Origin of the sequence: Eubacterium xylanophilum ATCC 35991 (genome assembly GCF_000518685.1) — a bacterium.
GTDB classification, from domain to species: Bacteria; Bacillota; Clostridia; order Lachnospirales; family Lachnospiraceae; genus Eubacterium_F; species Eubacterium_F xylanophilum.
This window is the reverse complement of record NZ_KI912472.1, coordinates 70,323-87,492: the sequence shown is the minus strand read 5'-3', so window position 1 is coordinate 87,492 and position 17,170 is coordinate 70,323. Positions and strand designations below refer to the sequence as shown.

The window sequence follows — 17,170 nt, the reverse complement described above, 5'->3', positions numbered from 1 at the left end:
TTAGATAAAACATAAAGTAAGGAGTGAGAAGATATGAGAAATATGGTATTATCTATATTGATGGACAATACTCCAGGTGCCTTGTCTAGAGTTGTAGGACTTTTCAGTCGAAGAGGATACAATATTGACAGCCTTACAGTAGGAGAAACCGAGAATTCTGAAGTATCTAGGATGACAGTGTCAGTTTCGGGTGAGGACAGTGTGCTCGAGCAGATTGAGAAGCAGATTCTCAAGTTGGAGAATGTTAGAAAAGTTACAGAATTGGGAAGCAGCGTATCTGTTTGTAGAGAGCTGATTCTCGTTAAGATAAATGTAAATCAGGAAGATAGACCTGCGATTAGTGCTATCGTGGATATTTTCCGAGCTAAGATTGTTGATGTGACAAGCGATACTATGATGATTGAGCTGACAGGTAATGCATCTAAGATTAATGCATTTATCAAGTTGCTCGATGGTTATGAGATCAATGAGTTTGTGAGAACCGGTACAACCGGACTTCTTAGAGGAAACTAAGTTTGATAATATACTGTCAATGACAGATATTATATATTTAATTAAATTAATTTAATAATTTAGGAGGACAATAAAATGGCAGATGCAAAGATTTATTATGAAAGTGATTGCAATATCGGACTTTTGGACGGAAAGACAATTGCAGTTATCGGCTACGGAAGTCAGGGACATGCTCATGCGTTGAACGCAAAAGAGAGCGGATGTAATGTAATTATTGGTTTGTATGAGGGATCTAAGTCCTGGAAGAGAGCAGAGGAGCAGGGATTTGAAGTATATACTGCTGCTGAAGCTGCAAAGAAAGCCGATATCATTATGATCTTGATTAATGATGAGTTGCAGGCAAAACTTTATAAAGAGTCAATTGAGCCAAACCTTGAAGCTGGTAATATGCTTATGTTTGCTCATGGATTTAACATTCACTTTGGTCAGATCGTGGCTCCTAAGGATGTTGATGTAACTATGATCGCACCTAAGGGACCAGGACATACTGTACGTAGTGAGTATCAGGCAGGTAAGGGTGTTCCTTGTCTTGTTGCTGTACATCAGGATGCTACAGGAAAGGCTCAGGATATTGCACTTGCTTACGCACTTGCAATTGGTGGAGCAAGAGCTGGAGTTCTTGAGACAACATTCAGAACAGAGACAGAGACAGACCTTTTCGGTGAGCAGGCAGTACTTTGCGGTGGTGTTTGTGCACTTATGCAGGCTGGTTTTGAGACATTGGTTGAGGCTGGATATGATCCAAGAAATGCATACTTCGAGTGTATCCACGAGATGAAGCTTATCGTAGATCTTATCTACCAGAGTGGATTTGCCGGAATGCGTTATTCAATCTCAAACACAGCAGAGTATGGTGATTATATTACAGGACCTAAGATCATCACAGAGGATACTAAGAAGGCTATGAAGAAAGTTCTTAGTGACATCCAGGATGGTACATTTGCCAAGGAATTCCTTCTTGACATGTCAGAGGCCGGTGGACAGGTTCACTTCAAAGCTATGAGAAAGCTTGCTGCTGAGCACCCAGCTGAGGTAATCGGTGAGGACATCAGAAAGCTTTACAGCTGGAATGGTGAGGATAAGTTGATCAACAACTAATCTCTACCGAAGATTATGAATTATAATTGCTTTGCACTCTAGAGATAGAGTGCAGGGCTTTGTAGCTTTTATACCCCCCACCTTTTGATGGGGGTTATAACTGTTTTTAGAGAATGGAGCGATGCTTTTGTCTTTCAGAGAGGAACTTGAGCTAAGAGAACATCAGAATTTTTCCGAGTTTGCGGCCTTTAGTGACCAGTCCTTGGGAAGGGACAGAGAAGAGCCGCCTTGTGACATGCGGACTATTTATCAGAGAGATAGGGATAGGATTCTGCACTCAAAGTCATTTAGACGATTGAAGGGCAAGACACAAGTCTTTTTGGCGCCTGAAGGCGATCATTATCGCACTAGACTTACACATACACTGGAGGTTGCCCAGACCGCCAGAAGTATAGCAAAGGCACTTTTATTGAACGAAGACTTGACAGAGGCAATAGCTCTGGGCCATGATTTGGGTCATACTCCTTTTGGACATGCCGGAGAGAGAGCCCTGAATGAGGTGTGTGCAGGTGGATTTAAGCATCAGATGCAGAGCATACGCGTGGTGGAGTTACTTGAGAAAGACGGAAAGGGACTGAATCTCACCAAAGAGGTTAGAGACGGGATTCTCAACCATTCTACAGCGGGTAATCCTCACACATTGGAGGGCAAGATAGTCAGAATTTGTGACAAAATTGCATATGTGAATTCTGATATAGATGATGCAATCAGGGGAAAGATTATCAGCGATGAAGATTTGCCGATAAACTGCATCAAGATTCTTGGCAAGACTCTGAGAGAGAGGTTAAATACTCTTTTACATGATATTGTAGTAAATAGCAGGGGACTTAATGACATAGTAATGTCAGACGAGATTAGAGATGCTTTAGTTGAATTGAGAAAGTTTATGTTCGAGAACGTCTATGTGGCTTCCGAGGCGAAGAAGGAAGAAGGCAAGGCAGGATATATGCTCAAGGCGCTCTATGAATACTATTTAAAAAATCCTGATAAGTTGCCTGAATTCTATAGAAATATGTACGAAAGAGACGGCGAGGAATTGTCTAGAGTAATATGTGACTATATAGCAGGTATGACAGACCATTATGCAGTGCTTACGTACAAAGATTTGATGATCCCACGTGCATGGCAAATTCTATAAGGGATCAAAGGGGAGTCTAGATGTATTATCCTAACGAGCTAGTTGAAGAAATCAGAGAAAAGAATGACATTGTCGACGTGATTTCAAGCTATGTCAGCTTAAAAAAAACTGGAAGCAATTACGTTGGGTTATGCCCGTTTCACAGGGAGAAGACGGGTTCTTTTTCGGTGTCACAAACGAAGCAGATATACCACTGCTTTGGATGCGGTGTCGGAGGTAATGTATATACATTCTTGATGGAATATGAGAATATAACATTTCCTGAAGCTGTGCAGATGTTGGCTGAGAGAGCCGGTATACAATTGAGCGGCGAGACACTGACAGAGGAAGATAAGAGAAGATATAGAGACAAAGAAGTTATATATGATATACACAGAGAGGCGGCTGTGTACTTCGTCAAGAGATTAATGTCGGATCGCGGTAAGGATGCATTTAAGTATCTGACTGACCGTGGAATAGATGTGGAAGTGATTAAGCATTTTGGACTCGGTTATTCAGACAAATATTCCGACGATCTGTACAAATACCTTAAGAGCAAGGGGTATAATGACGATATATTAAAAAGGACCGGCCTCATAAAATTCGATGAAAAAAGGGGAGCTTATGACAAGTTTAATAACCGTGTCATGTACCCTATTATGAATAAAATGGGCAAAGTAGTTGCCTTTGGCGGCCGTGTGATGGGAGATGCCAAACCAAAGTATCTAAATTCCCCGGACACGGAGATTTTTGACAAGAGTCAAAATTTATATGGTATAAGTCTCATAAAGGGAAATCTCGGGGACGGTATCATATTATGCGAGGGATATATGGATGTTATCGCACTTCACAAAGTGGGGATAACCAATGCTGTTGCGACCCTCGGAACAGCACTCACAGAAAAGCAATGTGACATTATAAGCAGAATGTTGAAGAACAACAAGAATTTGGTTTATCTGTGTTATGACAGTGATGGCGCAGGTGTCAAGGCGGCACAAAGAGCCATACCGATGCTAAATGCTGTGGGATTACAAGTGAAAATCATTAATTTGCGTCCGTATAAGGATCCGGATGAATTTATAAATGGTCTGAACAAAGATGAATTTATGAAAAGAGTTGAGGAAGCTGAGAGCAGTTTCTTCTTCAGTGTGTCATTGCTAGAACAGACATTTAATATCAATGATCCGGAGGAAAAGACGCAGTTTATGAATAAAGTTGCTGATAGATGCACGGAGTTTGAGAATGAGATAGAAAGAACCAACTACATCGAAGCTTTTTGTAGGAGATACGGTGTCAGAGTTGATGACTTTAAGAAACTCGTGGGCATCAGAGCATCAGTAAAAGTCGGCAAAGATTATGAGAAAATCAAACGCGAAAAAGCAAGGCGTCAAGATGACAAGAAAGAAAATCTTGCATCAAGCGCGGAAGCTTACCTGCTTACTTGGCTGTCTTCGGACATAAGTTTATTTGAAGTTATTGATGGAATAGTTGGTCCGGAGGACTTTACTAACCAGCCTTTTACAGATGTGGCGAAGATGCTATTTGAGCAAGCGGAAGAGGGAAAAATCATTCCGGCAAAGATCATAAGTTGTTATGACAATGTTGAGGAACAGTCATTAGTTGCCAGAATATTTGACAGTGAATTAAGGCAAGTGGAAAGTGACAGTGAGCGTGAGAGAGCGTTCAACGAGCTTGTAAAGAAGATTAAGAAGGAATCACTGGATCAAAGATTGAAGACTAATACTGATCTAGGCTTGTTGCCAGAACTTATGAAAGAAATGAACAAAATTGATAGTCTTAACATAAGGTTAAAAGAGAGGAAAGTATAAAATGAGTGAGAATAACAACAAAGATGTCAAAGAAGAAGTTGATGAGATTGCGATTTTTAACGAGGGATTGAAGAACTTGTTAAAGCTTGCCAAGAAGAAAGAAGGAATCATTGATTTCTCTGACATTAATAAGCAGTTCAAGAAGATTGATTTGGACGATGACAAGACAGAGAAAATTCTCGACTATTTGGAGCAGAATGGTATTGTTACCATGATGCCGGAAGATGATAACGAAGATGATATGGTTTTGGATTTCCAGGACGAGCCAACTGAAGAAGAACTTGAGAATATAGAGCTCTCAGTTCCAGATGGAATTAGCATCGAGGATCCTGTGAGAATGTATCTCAAGGAGATTGGTAAAGTGCCTTTGCTTTCAGCAGACAGAGAAGTAGAGCTTGCCAAGAAAATGGAAGAAGGCGGACCAGAGGGTGAGGCTGCAAAGAAAGAACTTGCTGAGGCCAACCTTCGACTCGTTGTAAGTATTGCCAAGAGATATGTGGGAAGAGGAATGCTTTTCCTCGACTTGATTCAGGAGGGTAATCTTGGACTTATCAAAGCTGTTGAGAAGTTCGATTACAAAAAAGGATATAAGTTTAGTACATATGCAACTTGGTGGATTAGACAGGCGATTACAAGAGCCATCGCTGACCAGGCGAGAACTATCAGAATACCGGTTCATATGGTTGAGACTATTAATAAACTTATAAGAGTGCAGAGACAGCTTTTGCAGGAGCTTGGCAGAGAGCCACAGCCTAAGGAAATTGCAGAGCTTATGGGACTCTCTCCAGAGAGAGTTAGAGAAATTCAGAAGATTTCACAGGAACCTGTATCTCTTGAAACACCAATCGGTGAAGAGGAAGATAGTCACCTTGGAGACTTTATTCAGGACGATAATGTGCCGGTACCGGCGGAAGCTGCAGCGTTCACACTCCTCAAGGAGCAGTTGGATGACGTATTAAATGGTCTGGCAGACAGAGAGCAGAAAGTGCTCAGACTCAGATTTGGTCTTGATGACGGAAGAGCCAGAACACTCGAGGAAGTGGGAAAAGAGTTCAATGTCACAAGAGAGAGAATCAGACAGATTGAGGCAAAGGCACTTCGCAAGCTTAGACACCCAAGTCGAAGCAGAAAGCTGAGAGATTATCTAGAGTAATGAAGTTATCTAATAGACTATTAATAAATTTATCGCTAGTACCGAAAGGTACTAGCGTTGCTGATATTGGATGTGATCATGCTTATTGTTCTATATATCTAATTGAGCAAGATTTGTCTAATAAAGTAATTGCAATGGATATCAACAAAGGACCTCTTGAGAGAGCTAAGGCTCATATCGAGGAAGCGGGAATGGAAGATAGAATCCAGTGCAGACTTAGCGATGGAATGGAAAAGCTGATTCCTGGAGAAGTGGACACGGCAGTCATATCCGGTCTTGGAGGCAATCTTATGATTAGGATTCTGTCTGCATATCCCTATGTCACAGATGAGCTAAAATACCTTGTATTACAGCCTCAGTCGGACATTGGTTTGGTAAGAAGGTTTGTACAAGAGATTGGATTTCACATCGAGAGAGAGCTTGCTTGCAAAGAGGGAAAATTCTACTTTTCTTTTCTATGTGCCAAGGGAAAGGAAGAGGAAAAATGGTCCGAAGAGGATTATCTCTATGGCAAGAAGTTGATTGAGAGTAAAGACGAAACATTGAAAGAATTCTTGAACGATAAAAAAAGAACACTTCAAGATATTGTTGACAAGCTCGACGAGGATAACCCGGAAGTTTCGAATCTCAGAGAGAAGATTCACACAATAGATAAGGCATTAATAAGGATGGAGTAGAATATAGTGGGGATAGAGAAGAAAGGTAAGGTGTAGCCTATGGAGATGATTTCAGTAACCGTTCAGGGAATGAAAATGACCTGCAATGAAGGTATGAGTCTCTATGATTTGGAAAAGGAAGTAAAAGCCAAGATAGGCCGTGAGGACGCTATAGTTGCTAAGGTAAACGGATTGGTCAAGGAATTGTTTCACGAGGTTGAGCCAGATTCAAATGTGGAATTTTGTTACTATGACTCAGATCTTGGCAAAGATACATATGAGCGCGGTTTGACCATGGTTATGTTGAGAGCTTTGTACAAAGAGCTCCCACGCAAGGATTTTCAGAAGATAACAGTAGAGTATTGTATTGATACCGGATATTATTGTACTCTCAATGACAGAACGCCTATGGATGACGAGTTGATAGAGCGAATTGAGCGTCGAATGCACGAATATGTGGAAGATGATAGAAGATTCATCAAGGAAACTATGAGTGTAGACAGAGCTATTGCATTGTTCAATGAGAGAAAAATGTTCGATAAGAGTAATCTTATTCGATATAGAACATCTTCGAGGGTCAATGTATATTGGCTTGGAAAAGTTGCGGACTATTTTTATGGACCAATGCCTTATTCCACCGGAGTTTTAAAGCTATTCAGGTTGGAGAAGTTTGACGACGGATTTGTATTTATTATTCCTAAGAAGGATGCCATGGATGTATTGCCTGAGTTTAATCCAAGTATGAAACTCCACAGAACTCTCAAGGAAACGGCTGATTGGGGAGTTCGGATTGGCTCGGAGAATGTGGGCAAACTCAATGATATAATTGTAAACAATGGAATGAGAGAGATGATTCTCGTTCAGGAGGCCTTCCATGAGAAGAGAATAGGCGACATCGCAGAAGAGATTGCCAGCAGAGAGAATGTAAAGGTGGTGACAATCGCCGGTCCGTCTTCATCTGGAAAGACCACATTTTCCTATAGATTATCAGCCCAATTAAAGACTTTGGGGCTAAGGCCGCATCCGATTGGTTTGGATGATTACTTTGTCAATAGAGTTGATACGCCATTGGATGAAGATGGAAAGTGTGATTATGAATGTATTGATGCCATTGATACTAAGCTCTTTAATGAAGACCTTACAAAGCTATTAAATGGCGAGGAAGTACAGCTACCTACATATAACTTCATAACCGGAGAGAGGGAGTATAATAAGCCAATTATGAAGTTGGAAGAGGACGAGATTCTCGTGATTGAGGGAATTCACGGACTCAATGACAAGTTGACAGAAAAGATTGAAGATAAGTATAAATTTAAGATATATATTAGCGCATTGACGGCTTTGAATGTGGATTATCACAACAGGATTTCCACAACTGATGGGCGACTTATCAGGCGAATTGCCAGAGATGCCAGAACGAGAGGACATAGTGCTCAAAAAACGTTAGAGATGTGGGCGTCCGTAAGACGTGGTGAGAATAATAATATTTTCCCATTTCAGGAAAAAGCAGATGCTGTATTTAATTCATCTCTTGTATATGAGACGCCGGTTCTCAAGACATTTGTGGAGCCTTTGCTTCACAGAGTGCCAAGGGATTGCCCAGAGTATGTAGAGGCAAGGAGATTGTTGAAGTTTTTGGACTATTTCCTCGCCATCAATCCACAGGAAGTTCCGCTGAATTCTATTGTTAGGGAATTCATCGGAGGAGGGGTAATTCTCGATTAAAAGGATATATGAGTAGCACAGATGATCGCAGCTGCAAGTGCCGAAAGGCCGCAGGTGAGGAAAGTCCGAGCTTCACAGGGCAGGATGCCGGATAACGTCCGGTGGAGGTGACTCCCAGGAAAGTGCAACAGAAATTAAACCGCCACTTTTGTGGTAAGGATGAAATGGCGAGGTAAGAGCTCACCGCAGGCTTGGTAACAAGCCTGGCATGTGTAAACCCCATCCGAAGCAAGACCGAACAGAAAGCTACACGGTTGCCCGCCGTGCTTTCGGGTAGGTCGCTAGAGCTTATTGGCAACAATAAGTCAAGATAGATGATCATCCAATGACAGAACTCGGCTTACCGTGCTACTCATTTACTTTATTGATTAATACGCAGGTGTGAGATACATAGGAGAGGTGAAATGCAAGAGAGATTTGAATTGAGCAGAGACAGAATCAAGGAAATAACAACAGAAAAGATTGACGGTCAGTACGGTGAGTATCTGAGCGTTTTGTCAAGGACTTTATACGAGTCCACCAAAGTGTTGGAGCAGGTTTGTGGCGATGGAATAGAGAATGTTGATTTGCCGCAACTCAAAGCTTGGAACACTTTTTTTTATGGAGAATTAAGAGAAGAAAACTATGAAAAATGCTTTGGTAATCCAGATTTTACCCATGACCAATTTGGCGAGGAAGAGGGAAAACTGCTTTGTTATCTTTATGCAAGATTGAGAAATGCCATTCAGGCTGCATATGAGGGAGATATAGAATGTCTGACCATTTATCTGGAATTATATTTGATGGTATATAATATACTTCAAAATGAGGAAGAGAAAAGCCGTTGGCTAAAGGAGACAATATACTATTTTGTTCATGATTACTCTGAATTCTTTGCAGAAAAATCTGTGAAAAGAGCTATAGATCCAAGCCAGGATAGATATGTTAGGATAGTAAATGAGAGTGATTTAAAGGATGAAAAGTATCTCTATTACTATGGACAAAATATAACAGATAATGAGATTAATACAGCGCGTTTTTTGGCAAATCTTGATGAAGAGAAGATTAATACAATTGCAAAAGCCTATACAAATGGCTACAAAGTAGGCTTTGAGGTGGCAGGAATAGATCTTTCGAAGAAGGAAACAGTCAATATTCGATACAATATTGGCTTTGAGAGAATTGTCAAGACTTCAATTGAGATGTTTGCCGATATGGGATTAAAACCGGTAATTTATATGGTTGGAAATACGAGAAACTTTGGAGTTTCCACGACCCAAGCAAACCCTCAGTATGAATATGATCACAGATTTGATGATAGTATATATCTGAATCAGGCTATTGTCAATGAGGACTTAAAGCATATCAAAAATGCGTTTGAAGATAATAAGGATCTTGCTGCAGTTCACGCAGGACCGGCTGTTATCGAGGTTTTTGGAGAGAAAATATTTAAGCCGATATCTAAGAACAGCAGTCCGAGATATGATGAAGAGCAGGAAAAGCTATTCATACAAAAATCACAAAAGAATGCTATTATTCAAAGTGAGTATATCAAGCCGGATGAAAGAAGCTTTACTATCATTGCCTTCCCAATTCCTGAGATAGGCGGAGATTTTGAGAAAATTTTCGATGAGACTATTCGCATCAATACTCTTGATGTTGACATGTACAGAGAGGTTCATCAAAAGCTCATCGATTGCCTTGACAAGGGAGACAGTGTACGTGTAACCGGTCGAGGTGCTAATAAGACTGATATTACAGTCAAGCTCCATAAGCTTGACAAGCCAGATGAGCAAACAAACTTTGAAAATTGTCTGGCAGATGTCAATATTCCTGTGGGGGAAGTATTTACATCGCCGGTGCTTAAGGGGACCAATGGCACGCTTCATGTGACAAAGGTTTATCTCAACAAGCTTAGATATGATGATTTGAAGATTGAATTCAAAGATGGTATGATTGACGATTATACTTGTGGAAACTTTGAGAATGAAGAGGAGTCTAAGAAGTATATCAAAGAAAATATCATGAAGAATAGAGAAACACTTCCTATAGGAGAATTTGCCATCGGAACTAATACTGCTGCATATAAGATGGGAAGAGAGTTTCAAATAGAAGAGAAATTGCCAATCCTAATTGCCGAGAAGACCGGTCCACACTTCGCTGTTGGAGATACATGCTATTCTATGAGCGAAGATGTAGTTCTCAGAAATCCCGATGGCAAGGAAATCATAGCCAAGGAAAATGAGATTTCGGCTCTTCGCAAAGAGGACATGGAGAAGGCGTATTTTAATTGTCATACGGATATAACAATTCCTTATGATGAACTCGGAGATATTGTAGTAAATACACTTGATGGCGAGAAAATTACGATTATCAAAGACGGTGATTTCGTCTTGCCAGGCACGGAAATCCTCAATAAATACAAGACTAAATAGTGGTTATTAGGAATAGTGCCAACTCGTTGAGTGTTTTGACTATTTCAGGTGGAAGAGTGGTCTCAGACTCAAACTCCTGAAGAGGTAGATATAGGTCCTTACTCTTGTATTCAGGAGTGAATATGAGTTGCTTTATCGAAGGTTTAAAGTTTTGTGGAATACGGATAAATGTTCCGCTATATTTATTATAACAATTAGATGCCTTTGCCTGCTGGCGAAGATGTGGGTCCATGTACTGAGCCACACTTTTGTGAATAGCGATATCTTCGGCAGGAAGGTAGAAGTAGTGCTTGTAATCCTCAAAAAAGTGATACAAAACTCCCTTTTTGATGCGAGTCCGGAGATACAGTGTGTTGTTCGAGAAAGTTAAAGTATATCCGTTGGTCTCGAAGGAGTCATTTTGAGGATAGATAAATTTATTGGAAAACTTGACATTTATATGGTTAGTTGAGAAGCGAACGCGCTCGGTTTCCGGCATGATTAGATATGACAAGAAAAGCGCACTTTGGTATGTTCCGATTATGTCTTCCATATTGTGGAAGAGAAGCTGATCCCTAAGGTCATTGGACTTTGGAACATTGAGAATCTTGGCCTGCATATATTCGGTATACAGACCAATGCACTCTCTGCCGGAGAGCTCATGCTGTCTGCGAAATCCCACGAGTTTTTCCACAGTGGCAAGCTTTAGATTCTTGCTTTTGATGATATTTTTAAGATGGCGAATTTTGCCATAGACATCAATTGTTTTTAAATCATCAAAAGGTGAAGCCAACTTGTGAGTTTTGTATTTTTTTTGTAAATACGGGATGTCGAAGGTATCACCATTGTATGTGACAACAGTATTAAATCTGCCGAGAAATGTGGCAACACTCAGCAAGATGTCTTTCTCGCTTTCGTAATCGTCGGCAAACCATTGCCTGGTGGACACAGTCTTATCTCCTGCCAGGTTATACCAGAGAATCCCCACCATGTAAAGCGAAGAGATAGAGGCAGAAAGTCCGGTAGTCTCGATGTCGAGTACACAATAAGACTCCTTTGAGTTGCCACCAAATTGGCTGAGAATATCAAATATTTCAGTTGTTAAGAAAATAGAGTTATTGATAATTCGCATAGTATACCATAAACAAGTGTGGTGATCGGATGCAAGGCACTTGTAACATTTGCATTCGGGAATTGATCCGTTAGTAGTTGCTAATTTGTATATAATATATATTAGCACACTTTAATTGATTTTTGAAGAGGTATGTTGAGATGTCAGATAAAGGTATTACAAAAGTTAAGAGTAGTAGGAGTGGCGGGGCAAGAGCTACTATCGTAGCTATACTTGTAATTGTTCAATGTCTAGTAGTTATTATTCCCACTCTATTCTTAAGGGAATATGGAACGATAGCCTTTGTTGTTCTCGAGATATGCAATGTTTTGGGAATAATATTATTATCAATAGATAATCGAAGTTTGTCATATAAATTTTCATGGATGAGTGCCATGCTTATCTTTCCAATTTCCGGATTGATTATGTTTATGCTTTGGGGACATAGGAGAAAGCAGGTTAAGCTCAATGCCAAGATAGCAGAAAAATCCATCAAGAATGATAAATATCAGGATTATGACAGACAACTGTTAGATAGGTTTTCCGAGATGCATCCTGTCAGCTCGAGGATGACAAGATATATGTATGCCATGGGTTCACCACTCTATGCCAACAATGATGTCAAGTATTATAGCACCGGAGAGAGTGTGATAGACGCTATGATAGAGGATCTAGAGCAGGCAAAGGACTTTATCCTCATGGAGTTCTTTATTGTGGCCGAAGGTGAAGTGTGGAATAGAGTTCATGAAATTCTTGTTAGAAAAGCCAGAGAGGGAGTTGAAGTAAATCTAATTGTAGATGATTTTGGAAGCATGTTCAGGACATCTGTGGATTTTGCGGAGCGACTTGAGGAAGAGGGGATTAATATCAGAATATTTAACCCGATTCATAAGTACTTCCATAACTTTTATATGAATTTTAGAACTCATGAAAAAATAGTAGTTATAGATGGAACTGTGGCATATACAGGTGGATTTAACCTGGCAGATGAGTATGCCAACCTAATTGAGCGATTTGGATATTGGAAAGATGCCGGTATTAGAGTCAAGGGAGATGTGGTAAAAAGCGTTGTATTGACTTTTATGGACATGTGGATGGCCATGAATGACAATGACATCGATGTGACTAGATATTTGAAAGATGATATGGGATATTGCGGTGAGAAATACTGCCATGCTTTGAAGGATGGACCCGCTTATAGAACCTATAGTTATGTGGAAAATGTCTATGAGCAGATGATTAATTATGCAGGTAGCAAGCTATATATCATGACACCATATCTGATTTTGCCGGAGAAAATCATGCAAGATTTGATCGAGGCGAGAATTAGGGGAGTTGATGTTAGAATTATAACTCCCGGAATACCGGATAAAAAGTATGTAAAGCGGTTTACAGAGTATAATTATGGAAACCTACTCAAGGCGGGAATCAGAGTTTTTGAGTACGAACAGGGATTTGTTCACTCGAAGGTGATTATGAATGAACACTGTGCAGTAGTTGGCTCGATTAATATGGATTACCGCAGTTTCTATCTGCATTTTGAAAATGGAATATGGGTATATGACAAGGAGTTTACGGCAGAGGTAAATGAAGATATTGAAAATACATTTGGAAAATGCAGAGAGATAAGTTATGAGCAGTGGTTGCAAAGACCAATTAAACACAAAGCTTATCAGGCGTTCTTCAACATATTGTCACCGCTAATATAGTAAAGATTGGAGAGATTAAATTGATTTCACATATACGGGGAATACTGGATTCCTTCGATGAAACCAGTATAGTAATAGAATCAAATAATATTGGCTTTGAGATAATGGTGCCTACAAGTACAATCCAGGAGTTGCCCCACGTCGGGTCAGAAGTGAAAATATATACATATATGTCTGTGCGAGAAGATGACATATCACTATATGGATTTATTACAAGAGATGACCTGGAAATGTTCAAACTCTTGATAAAGGTCAGTGGGATTGGACCAAAGGTGGCAGTTGGTATACTGTCAACACTTGATATAGATACTCTTAGAATGGCAATTTTATCAGATGACGCTGCTGCAATTGCCAAGGCACCGGGAATTGGCAAGAAGACTGCGGGAAAACTTGTACTGGAGCTCAAAGATAGAATACAATTAGATGAGTCGATAGAGAAGATGTTGGACCGCGGTGAGATGCGAGCAATTGTTGGTAGTGCAGATGACAAGAGCGATGTGAGAGAAGCATTAGAAGCACTTACAAGCCTTGGCTTCTCACAAAATGAGGCCAAGAAAGCCATAAGTGGAATAGAAGAGATAGAGACTATGGATGTGGAGGCGATCATCAAGGAAGCCTTGAAAAAACTGTAAACCGGAGGAGAATTAAGTGGAAAAAAGAGTGATTTCTACGGAGATAATTGAAGAAGATTATAAAATTGAAAATTCTTTGCGTCCTAAGCTTCTCAGCAGTTATATAGGACAGTCTAAGGCGAAGGAGAACTTGAAAGTATTTATAGAGGCAGCCAAAAAGAGAGGTGAGTCTCTGGATCATGTTTTGCTATATGGTCCGCCGGGGCTTGGAAAGACAACTCTCGCTGGGATTATAGCCAATGAGATGGATGTAAATATCAAGATTACAAGTGGTCCGGCAATTGAAAAGCCGGGAGAGATTGCAGCTATTCTCAACAATTTACAAGATGGAGACTTGTTGTTTATCGATGAGATTCACAGATTAAATAGACAAGTTGAAGAGGTATTATATCCGGCAATGGAGGATTATGCCATAGATATTATGGTTGGAAAGGGTGCTTCGGCAAGAAGTATAAGACTTGATCTTCCACGATTTACTCTAGTGGGTGCAACTACGAGAGCAGGTATGCTTACAGCACCGCTCAGAGACAGATTTGGCGTTGTGAATAAGTTGGAATTCTATACAGTGGAGGAACTATCTACAATCGTAGAACGTTCGGCCGATGTGTTCAAAGTCAGGATAGATCCAGAGGGGTCCGATGAGATAGCACGAAGATCCAGAGGAACCCCAAGACTTGCCAATAGACTTTTGAAGCGAGTCAGGGACTTTGCTGAAGTGGAATTTGATGGGCGCATCACGGGAGAGGTTGCTAATATCGCCCTTGACAGACTGGATGTTGACAAGTTTGGACTCGATAATATGGACCGAGAGATTTTGTTAAATATGATTCATAAATTTGACGGTGGTCCGGTTGGAATCGAAACTTTGGCAGTTGCAATAGGAGAAGATCCTGGCACAATAGAAGATGTATATGAGCCATATCTGATTAAGAGTGGATTTGTTGCAAGAACCCCTAGAGGAAGAGTTGTTCTTGATTCAGCATATAGACATCTCGGAATAATAAATTCAAAAGAAAGGAAAGTATGACAGTCATACTAGGTAGTAAATATGGGAAATACAAATGCAGTTAAGGATCCAAAAAATGGAGTGATATCTTGTTGGGTATGCACAGGAGTTATGATAGCTGTTGATTTGGTTAGATATTTTCTTCTCCTCATGAAGGGGACAGGAATCAGCATTGTCATGAATGGATTAGTCCTTGTTTGGGTTATAATATCAATTGTTGAAACAGTCAAATATGTCAATAATAAGAAGAAAAACGGGTGATTAATTGTGAGAAAATTTTTTGAGGCCTATAATAAGTTTATGTACGGAAGATATGGCCAAGATGAGTTGGGAAAGGCGCTTGTTATCTTGTATTTGATTGTAATGGTTTTGAATCTTGTATTCAGGAGGATAACACTTGTCTTTTGGGGAATAGAAGTAGTTATATTGATTTTATGGGCACTTAGATACTTTTCAAGGCAGCTATATAAGAGACAACAAGAGAATCAAAAGTATCTAAAATTCAGAGGTGGCATAAAGAGCTATTTTAATTATCTTAAGCTTGCGCATATGGAGAAAAAGGGCGTAAATAGACTTTTTAGATGTCCTAAGTGCCATCAAATTATCAGAGTGCCAAAGGGACGAGGCAAGATTGCCATCAAGTGTCCTAAATGCAGTTTCCAGTTTATCAAGAGAACTTGACAGTGAGAAAAAGGTGATTTATGTTCGGATATGTAACGGTCAATAAACCGGAATTAAAGATTAAGGAATTTGGAAAATACAGAAGTTATTATTGTGGCTTGTGCAAAACACTTGGGAAGAACAATGGTATTTTGAGTAGAGCCACTCTTTCTTATGATATGACTTTCTTGGTGATTCTTCTGACGTCTCTCTACGAGCCAAGGAATGAGATTAAACACGAATACTGTGGCCTTCATCCCACGAAGAAACAGGTGATAATACAGAACAGCATCATGGAGTATGCCGCAGATATCAATGTTATTCTGTCCTATTATCACTTGCTCGATGATTTTCACGATGAGAAAAAGGTTCGGGGATTGATAGGTGCTTCTGTTCTAAGAAACAGAGTTAGGAGAATAGAAGATAAATATTCCGAAAAGGCAAAGTTTATAAGAAGAAAGCTAAAGGAACTATCAGTGCTTGAAAAAGATAATTGTCAAGATATAGATAGGATAAGTCGTCCTTTTGGAGAGATACTTGGCTGTATTTTTTCTTATCGAGATGATGCTTTTAAGGAAATACTTGAGAAAATGGGATTCTATCTCGGAAAGTATATATATCTATTAGATGCTCTGATAGATCTTAAAAAGGATCAAAAGACCGGTGCCTATAATGTATTAAAGTACAAGGATTTTGACGAGAAATTAATAAAAAATGATCTGGAGTATACAGCTAGATTAGCTATAATTGAATTTGAAAAACTCCCTTTGGAGAGGGATTTGAACCTCTTGCGGAACATTTTATACGAGGGAATGAAAGTACAATTATGGAAGTATGATTCCAAAGAAAAGGGGAGAAAACATGTATTATAATCCATATGAGGTATTGGGCGTCAGCAGTGATGCGTCTGATGCTGAGATAAAAAAAGCATACAAGAGGATGAGTAGGAAATATCATCCCGACTCATATATTGGCAAATCTGAACAGGAGCAAAATGCAGCAGCAGAGAAGTTCAAACAAGTTCAGGAGGCATATAAGCAGATAGTTGACATCAGGTCTGGAAAAACAGGAAGTTATGGTGGACAAACCTATGGACAAAATCAGAGCTATAATGAAGATGATGCCCATCATATGGCGGCATTTAACTATATCAGAAGTGGTGCTTATAACCAAGCTATAAATGTTCTGAATAGCATGAGTGACAGAAATGCCAGATGGTATTACTTTAGTGCAATTGCCAATATGGGGCTTGGAAATAATATTATAGCAAGAGATTATTCTAAGCGAGCCGTCGAAATGGAACCGGGAAATGCAGAGTATATGCAGCTGTATCAGCAGATATCCAATGGATATAATGCCAATCCGTATTCCGGTGGTTACGGAGGAAACCCCTTTGGAGGGGGTTTTGGAGGCGGAAATGCTTATTATACTAACACATCCGGTGGCAGCGGAGTTTACTGTTGTCCATGTGGCGGAAATAGCCTTTGCCTTGATTACGCATGTTGCAGCTGCTTAAGCTGCCTGTGTTGACAGAATATTTACATATAATATGAAAAAAATATCTTTAC

16 protein-coding genes and 1 other RNA gene are annotated in these 17,170 nt (G+C 39.9%); 16 read left to right on the top strand and 1 reads right to left on the bottom strand.

The window, feature by feature from the left end; genetic code table 11:
* Window positions 1–33: 33 nt before the first annotated feature.
* From ilvN to L877_RS0109765, 9 genes are all read left to right on the top strand, one after another.
* Window positions 34–513, top strand: a complete 480-nt coding sequence (ilvN, locus tag L877_RS0109805) for an acetolactate synthase small subunit (RefSeq protein ID WP_026835919.1) — start codon at window positions 34–36, stop codon at window positions 511–513.
* Between the two features lie 75 nt (window positions 514–588).
* Window positions 589–1,611 (top strand): ketol-acid reductoisomerase, encoded by a 1,023-nt coding sequence (ilvC, locus tag L877_RS0109800; RefSeq protein ID WP_026835918.1) that lies wholly within the window; start codon window positions 589–591, stop codon window positions 1,609–1,611.
* 127 nt (window positions 1,612–1,738) lie between these two features.
* Window positions 1,739–2,749 (top strand): deoxyguanosinetriphosphate triphosphohydrolase, encoded by a 1,011-nt coding sequence (locus L877_RS0109795; protein WP_026835917.1) that lies wholly within the window; start codon window positions 1,739–1,741, stop codon window positions 2,747–2,749.
* A 20-nt stretch (window positions 2,750–2,769) separates the two neighbouring features.
* On the top strand, window positions 2,770–4,557 hold the full coding sequence (gene dnaG, locus L877_RS0109790) for a DNA primase (RefSeq protein WP_026835916.1): 1,788 nt from the start codon (window positions 2,770–2,772) through the stop codon (window positions 4,555–4,557).
* Between the two features lies 1 nt (window position 4,558).
* Window positions 4,559–5,710 carry an RNA polymerase sigma factor RpoD gene (rpoD, locus tag L877_RS0109785; RefSeq protein WP_034785606.1) on the top strand — a complete coding sequence of 384 codons (1,152 nt, stop codon included), beginning with the start codon at window positions 4,559–4,561 and terminating at the stop codon, window positions 5,708–5,710.
* Window positions 5,710–6,387 (top strand): tRNA (adenine(22)-N(1))-methyltransferase, encoded by a 678-nt coding sequence (locus L877_RS0109780; RefSeq protein WP_026835914.1) that lies wholly within the window; start codon window positions 5,710–5,712, stop codon window positions 6,385–6,387. Before rpoD ends, L877_RS0109780 begins: the two co-directional genes overlap by 1 nt.
* A 39-nt stretch (window positions 6,388–6,426) precedes the next feature.
* The gene (locus L877_RS0109775) at window positions 6,427–8,091 is read left to right on the top strand and encodes a nucleoside kinase (RefSeq protein WP_242837142.1); all 1,665 of its coding nucleotides are present in this window, start codon (window positions 6,427–6,429) and stop codon (window positions 8,089–8,091) included.
* 9 nt (window positions 8,092–8,100) lie between these two features.
* An RNA gene (gene rnpB / locus L877_RS13665) (RNase P RNA component class A) lies at window positions 8,101–8,450 on the top strand.
* Between the two features lie 45 nt (window positions 8,451–8,495).
* The gene (locus L877_RS0109765) at window positions 8,496–10,505 is read left to right on the top strand and encodes an aminopeptidase (RefSeq protein WP_034785603.1); all 2,010 of its coding nucleotides are present in this window, start codon (window positions 8,496–8,498) and stop codon (window positions 10,503–10,505) included.
* Here L877_RS0109765 and L877_RS13645 read toward each other — a convergent pair.
* Entirely contained in the window at window positions 10,498–11,616 is a 1,119-nt protein-coding gene (locus L877_RS13645; protein WP_084554856.1) for a ribonuclease H-like domain-containing protein, read from the bottom strand. The two genes, L877_RS0109765 and L877_RS13645, sit on opposite strands and share 8 nt — an antisense overlap.
* A gap of 140 nt (window positions 11,617–11,756) precedes the next feature.
* Here L877_RS13645 and cls point away from each other — a divergent pair, with 140 nt between their 5' ends.
* From cls to L877_RS14500, 7 genes are read left to right on the top strand one after another with little or no spacing between them, the layout of a single operon-like run.
* Window positions 11,757–13,304 carry a cardiolipin synthase gene (gene cls, locus L877_RS12945; protein WP_051437805.1) on the top strand — a complete coding sequence of 516 codons (1,548 nt, stop codon included), beginning with the start codon at window positions 11,757–11,759 and terminating at the stop codon, window positions 13,302–13,304.
* Window positions 13,305–13,324: 20 nt separating this feature from the next.
* Entirely contained in the window at window positions 13,325–13,936 is a 612-nt protein-coding gene (gene ruvA / locus L877_RS0109750; protein WP_026835910.1) for a Holliday junction branch migration protein RuvA, read from the top strand.
* Between the two features lie 16 nt (window positions 13,937–13,952).
* Window positions 13,953–14,963 (top strand): Holliday junction branch migration DNA helicase RuvB, encoded by a 1,011-nt coding sequence (ruvB, locus tag L877_RS0109745; protein WP_026835909.1) that lies wholly within the window; start codon window positions 13,953–13,955, stop codon window positions 14,961–14,963.
* A 21-nt stretch (window positions 14,964–14,984) separates the two neighbouring features.
* The gene (locus tag L877_RS0109740; RefSeq protein WP_026835908.1) at window positions 14,985–15,203 is read left to right on the top strand and encodes a hypothetical protein; all 219 of its coding nucleotides are present in this window, start codon (window positions 14,985–14,987) and stop codon (window positions 15,201–15,203) included.
* 6 nt (window positions 15,204–15,209) lie between these two features.
* Window positions 15,210–15,623, top strand: coding sequence for a hypothetical protein (locus L877_RS0109735; RefSeq protein ID WP_026835907.1), 414 nt, complete (start codon window positions 15,210–15,212; stop codon window positions 15,621–15,623).
* A 20-nt stretch (window positions 15,624–15,643) separates the two neighbouring features.
* Window positions 15,644–16,474, top strand: a complete 831-nt coding sequence (locus L877_RS0109730; protein ID WP_026835906.1) for a DUF5685 family protein — start codon at window positions 15,644–15,646, stop codon at window positions 16,472–16,474.
* Entirely contained in the window at window positions 16,464–17,132 is a 669-nt protein-coding gene (locus L877_RS14500) for a J domain-containing protein (RefSeq protein WP_026835905.1), read from the top strand. Before L877_RS0109730 ends, L877_RS14500 begins: the two co-directional genes overlap by 11 nt.
* Window positions 17,133–17,170 lie beyond the last annotated feature (38 nt).

Bases quoted from the DNA above. Each gene is read 5' to 3' on its own strand.
- ilvN (WP_026835919.1), top strand. From the start codon at position 34: ATGAGAAATATGGTATTATCTATATTGATGGACAATACTCCAGGTGCC.
- ilvC (WP_026835918.1), top strand. From the start codon at position 589: ATGGCAGATGCAAAGATTTATTATGAAAGTGATTGCAATATCGGACTT.
- dnaG (WP_026835916.1), top strand. From the start codon at position 2,770: ATGTATTATCCTAACGAGCTAGTTGAAGAAATCAGAGAAAAGAATGAC.
- rpoD (WP_034785606.1), top strand. From the start codon at position 4,559: ATGAGTGAGAATAACAACAAAGATGTCAAAGAAGAAGTTGATGAGATT.
- L877_RS0109780 (WP_026835914.1), top strand. From the start codon at position 5,710: ATGAAGTTATCTAATAGACTATTAATAAATTTATCGCTAGTACCGAAA.
- L877_RS0109775 (WP_242837142.1), top strand. From the start codon at position 6,427: ATGGAGATGATTTCAGTAACCGTTCAGGGAATGAAAATGACCTGCAAT.
- L877_RS0109765 (WP_034785603.1), top strand. From the start codon at position 8,496: ATGCAAGAGAGATTTGAATTGAGCAGAGACAGAATCAAGGAAATAACA.
- L877_RS13645 (WP_084554856.1), bottom strand. From the start codon at position 11,616: ATGCGAATTATCAATAACTCTATTTTCTTAACAACTGAAATATTTGAT.
- cls (WP_051437805.1), top strand. From the start codon at position 11,757: ATGTCAGATAAAGGTATTACAAAAGTTAAGAGTAGTAGGAGTGGCGGG.
- L877_RS0109740 (WP_026835908.1), top strand. From the start codon at position 14,985: ATGGGAAATACAAATGCAGTTAAGGATCCAAAAAATGGAGTGATATCT.
- L877_RS0109730 (WP_026835906.1), top strand. From the start codon at position 15,644: ATGTTCGGATATGTAACGGTCAATAAACCGGAATTAAAGATTAAGGAA.
- L877_RS14500 (WP_026835905.1), top strand. From the start codon at position 16,464: ATGTATTATAATCCATATGAGGTATTGGGCGTCAGCAGTGATGCGTCT.